This is a genomic window from Nocardioides sp. (assembly GCF_034670285.1).
Taxonomy (GTDB): Bacteria; Actinomycetota; Actinomycetes; order Propionibacteriales; family Nocardioidaceae; genus Nocardioides.
Genome location: NZ_JAXMNS010000301.1, coordinates 1 through 4915, shown reverse-complemented (window position 1 = coordinate 4915; position 4915 = coordinate 1). Strand labels below are relative to the sequence as shown.

3 protein-coding genes and 1 pseudogene are annotated in these 4915 nt (G+C 73.8%); all 4 read left to right on the top strand.

Annotated features, from left to right (window positions below; translation table 11 throughout):
• Positions 1-924: hypothetical protein (locus VOI19_RS14400; protein WP_323793653.1), on the top strand; the 924-nt coding region annotated here is incomplete at its 5' end.
• Positions 925-992: 68 nt separating this feature from the next.
• Entirely contained in the window at positions 993-2531 is a 1539-nt protein-coding gene (locus VOI19_RS14395; protein WP_323793652.1) for a glycosyltransferase family A protein, read from the top strand.
• Positions 2532-2559: 28 nt separating this feature from the next.
• A complete protein-coding gene (locus VOI19_RS14390; protein WP_323793651.1) occupies positions 2560-4110 on the top strand; it encodes a hypothetical protein in 1551 nt (516 codons plus the stop codon).
• Between the two features lie 48 nt (positions 4111-4158).
• Positions 4159-4915: pseudogene (locus VOI19_RS14385) on the top strand (hypothetical protein); the annotation flags it as partial.

The following is a 4915-nucleotide window of genomic DNA, read 5'->3' as shown; positions in this document are numbered from 1 at the left end:
GTGGCCGTCCTCGACGCGCGGCTGGAGGGTCGCCTGGCGAGCGCCCGCCTCGACTTCGCCGCCCGCCTGGAGGTCGAGCCGGTGCTGGTCGCCTTCGCCCGCTCGGCCGCCGCGCCGGTGCTCACCGGCCCCGGCGGGCTGCGCGTCGCCGGCGCGCTCGTCCCGCCGGCCGACCCGTCGTACGCCCCGGCGTACGACGTCGACGACGAGCGGCCTGCGGACGTCGTGCTCGTCGGCGCCGGTGCCGGTGCCGGTGCCTGGAGCGACGCTGACGCCATGCCGACCAGCCCCGTCACCGGCCGGGCACCCACCGTCGTCTCGCGGGACGACGCCGGGGAGCCGCTCGACGAGGCGATCTACAACCCCATCGGCTTCCGGCGCACCTGGACCCGCGCGATGGTCGACCTGCCCGCCGACACCGTCCTCACGCCGGCCCTGGTGCGCGAGCTGCGTGATGCCCAGGGTGTCAGCCTCGCCCCCGGAGCGTCCTCGCGTCTGGCAGCCGGACTCGCGATGTGCGGCATCCTCACCGAGCAGGTCGACGACCCCGGTGAGCGTGAGCGAGCCTCCGTACGACGCCGCCGCGAGGCACTGCAGGCGCACGCCACGACCGCCTGGCGCGGCCGGCTGGCCGAGGCTGCGGGAGTCCGGTTCGTCGAGCACCCCGCCGACGTGGTGACCACCAGCGACGACCCCGACGTGGTCGCAGACCTGCTGCTCGCACGCCGCTACAGCGGCGCCGACCTCGTCGTCGTGCCGGACGACGACGCCGGCCCGACCGAGTGCTTCCTCGCCGTCACCCCCGCCGTCACGTCCGCGGGGGTCCCGGCCGGGGCATGCCTGCACGCCGCCGACCGCACCCCCGACGAGATCGTCGCCGCCGGCGGACTCGTCTACCTCACCCGACCGAGGAGCGCCGGATGAGCCACCAGCCCCACCGACCAAGCCAATCAAGCCAGTCAGGCCAGTCAGGCCAGCCAGGCCTGCCCCGGGTGCGCCGCAACGAGTGGGGCTCGCTCGCGGTGCCCGAGGTCGGCGCGTGGGAGCCCACGCTCAGCGTCAGCGTCGTCGTGCCCGCCTACGACGCGGGGCGACTGCTGCCCTACGTGCTGGCAGGCCTCGCCGCTCAGTCCTACCCCGACCACCTGCTCGAGGTCGTCGTGGTCGACGACGGCCCCGGCATCCTCGCGCTGCCGGAGGTGCGCCCCGAGCGCACCCGTCTGGTCCGCGTCGACCAGGGCTGGGGACGCGCCAATGCCTGTCACCAGGGCGCTCTGGTCGCCGAGGGCGAGGTGCTGCACTGGCTCGACGCCGACATGCTCGCCGAGCGCACCGAGGTCGAGGCGCAGCTGCGCTGGCACCACCTGCTCGACCACGTGGCCGTCCTGGGCGACAAGTGGTTCGTCGACCCGGCGCCGGTGCTGGCGCGCACCCCGGCGGAGGTGCGGGCGGTGGTCGAGGCCGACGAGGTCGGGTCGTGGTGGGGCCAGGACGAGCGCACGCCCCACACCTGGGTCGAGGAGGTCTACGGGCGCACCGACGACCTGCGCGAGGCGGGCTGGTTCGCGCTGCGCACCCACACCGGGGCGTGCGCGTCGGTACGCCGCGACACCTATCTCGCAGCCGGTGGCATGGACACGACTCTGCGACTCGGCGAGGACATCTCGCTCGGCGCCCGGCTCGGTGAGGTCGGCTGCGTCTTCGTGCCCGATCGTGAGGCGCTGAGCTGGCACCTCGGCCCGACGCACGTGATGGAGCGTCGCGAGCAGGTCAACGCCTACAACGACCCCTTCTTCGCCGACGCCTCGCCGGTGCTGCGCGCCAAGCGACGCCCCGGACGCACCTATGCGGTGCCCTACCTCGACGTGGTGCTCGACGTCCGTGAGCTCGAGGTCGCCGACGTGGTCGCCACCGTCGATGCCGTGCTCGCCTCGTCGTTGCACGACCTCCGGGTCACGCTGCTCGGCGACTTCGCGACGCTCTCGGACGAGCGGATGGCGTTGCTCGACGACCCGTCGCTGCCGACCCGGATCGTCCAGCAGACCTACGGGAGCGACCCGCGCGTGCGGCTGCTCTCTGCGCTGCCCGCAGGTCGCTCCGACACGCCGTTCCGGCTCACGCTCCCGGGTGCGACGTTCGCCCCCCGTCGCGCGGCGCTCGAGGAGCTGCTCCTGCACCTCGAGCACACCCACGACGGGCTGCGCCTGATCGACCTGCGCGACGGCACCGTGGCGCGTCTCGAGCGCACCGCAGCCGTCGAGCGTGCGGCCCGCGTGGTCCGCCTCGACGAGGACCTGGACGCCGTCCTCGACGAGGTCGCGGGATCGGCGCGGATCGCCGGTCGTGACGCCGGCTTCGGCCCCAGCACCAAGGTCTCGCCGGCTTTCTACCCGCGCACCGGCGGACCGGCGATCGGCTCGGAGGAGGCCTGGACGCGGATCGATGAGCAGCTCGCCCCGCGTGGGATCCGGAGTGCACGCCCGTCCGGTCAGCCCGATCAGCCCGCCAAGCCCGGGGGTGGCCATGTCTGAGCGAACGCCCGAGCCGAGTCCTGAGCAGGTGACTGACCAGCTGCCGCCCCCGGTGCGCGGCTTCCTCGACCTGCACCCCGGCGCAACGGTGCTCGGGGCCGACACCGTGCCCGGGCTCGCCCTTCAGGTCGCGGTGATCGCGCGCGACGTGACGTCGCTGCGGACGACGCCGTGTCCGCACGGGGTGCTCGCCCGCGCGATCGGGGTCTTCCTGCGTGAGGGTGCCGGTGCGCCGGTCGTCGTACCTCGCCCGGAGTGGCCGGTGCTGCGGTCGTTGCGCTCGCGCCGGGCCAAGGCGGGCTGGTGGACGGTGCTGCGCTTCGCCGAACCGGTCGATGTCGCGGCGGTGCTCGGCGAGATCGCCGCCCAGTCGACCTGGGGGAGTCAGGCCGTCGCACGCCCCGTGCTGCCCGGAGCGACTGGAGCGCCTGGGGCACTCGACCCTCGCGTGATCAACCCGATCGGTTTCCTCGCCGAGGCGCCGGAGCCGGTGCAGGACCTCGCCGACCTCGACATCTCCGCCGGCGTGACCCCCGCGCTGGTCGCGTCGCTCCGCCAGGCGCGTGGCGTGCGCTGGGACCCTGCTGCGCCTGCCCCCGGCTCCGAGCAGCAGGTGGTCGCCGCGGTCGAGGGCCTCGCGCTGGCCGGAGTCCCGGTGACGCTCGCCGGCCCGTCGGGGGGCGCCGGGCTCGGTCCGGGGCCCGACCCGCGACTCGTTCCGGGGCTCGACCCGCGGCTCGTCCAGGCCCTGGGCGCTCCCGTCGACCTCGACGATGAGGTGGCGCGTGAGGAGCACAGCCTCGTCGCGCGTCGCGCGGCGTACGACCTCGTCACGGCGCGGTCCGGCAGCGATGCCCAGCCGTCGGTGAGCGTGCTGCTCGCGACCCGGCGGGCCGACATGCTCGACTTCGCGCTCGCCCAGGTGGCGCGTCAGCGCGGCGTGGCGCGACTCGAGCTGGTGCTGGCACCCCACGGCTTCGACGTCGACGCACAGAGCGTGCGTGACCGGGTCGGTCCTGACGTGGCGGTGCAGGTGCTGCCGCACGCGGCAGACGTGATGTTCGGCGACGTCTTGGAGGCTGCGGCCCGCGCTGCCGGTGGCGACGTCGTCCTCAAGATGGACGACGACGACTGGTACGCCCCCGACGTCGTCGCCGACCTGCTGCGCGCTCGCGGCTACTCCGGCGCCGAGCTGGTGGGGATGCCGGCCGAGCTGCACTACCTGACCGACCGCGACCTCACGGTCAAGCGTGGGCACCCGATGGAGTTCTACGCCAAGTTCGTCGCCGGCGGCACGATGCTGCTCGACCGATCGGTGCTGCGCGAGGTCGGGGGCTTCCGCTCGGTCAAGAAGTACGTCGACGCCCAGCTGATCGCCTCGGTGCTCGCGGCCGGCGGCGCGGTCTACCGCACGCACGGGCTGGGCTACGTGCTGCGTCGCAACCCGACCGGGCACACCTGGCAGGTCGACTCCGACTACCTGCTCGACCCGAGTCGTACGCGTGCGATCTGGCCGGGCTTCTGCCCGAGCCGGCTGCTGGAGCCCGACCCGCGGCACCGGCCCGTGCCCACGACCTGAACGCATGCTGAGAGAGGATGCTCGGCGTCGGTAGGTGCTCCGATACCGTTGGGCACCTCCTTCCTGCTCTCCCGCGAAAGGACGCTCATGGCTCCGGCCGTCGTCTACCTGCACATCGGCTCTCCCAAGACGGGGTCGACCTACCTGCAGGACTCGCTGTGGGCCAACCGCGAGGCCCTCGCCGAGGACGGCGTGCTGCTGCCCGGCCGCTCCCGCGCGATCGTCGGCAAGTGGACCGGCGAGCTGCTCAGGTGGAAGCCCTCGCAAGGCGATCTCCCGGCCGGCTGGCAGCGACTCTGCGAGGAGATCAACGCCTGGGGAGGACGCTCGGCGGTGGTCTCCAGCGAGCACCTCCACAAGGCGAGTCGGGCCCAGTGGGACGCCCTGGTCGAGTCGTTCCCGGGCGTCCGGATCGAGGTCGTCCTCACCGCACGCGACCTGGCCAGGTCGGTGCCCGCGCAGTGGCAGAGCTCGGTGCGCCAGCGTTTCACCTGGACCCTCGGTGAGTACGCCGACGCGGTCGCCGGCGTCACCGACCCCGACCTCACGTCGGAGGCGGCGGGCCACTTCTGGCGCCGCCAGGACTCCCCGAAGATCCTGCGTCGGTTCCTGCGGCGGCTGTCGCACGAGCAGGTGCGCCTGGTGACGGTGCCGCCGTCCGGGGGAGACCCCGACGAGCTGTGGTGGCGCTTCTGCCGCGCCTGCGACCTCACGCCGGCACGCACCACGCCCGGCAGCGTCAGTCACGAGTCGCTCGGCGCGGCCTCGGCCGAGATCGTCGTGCAATCCATCGGCGGCGGTGGAG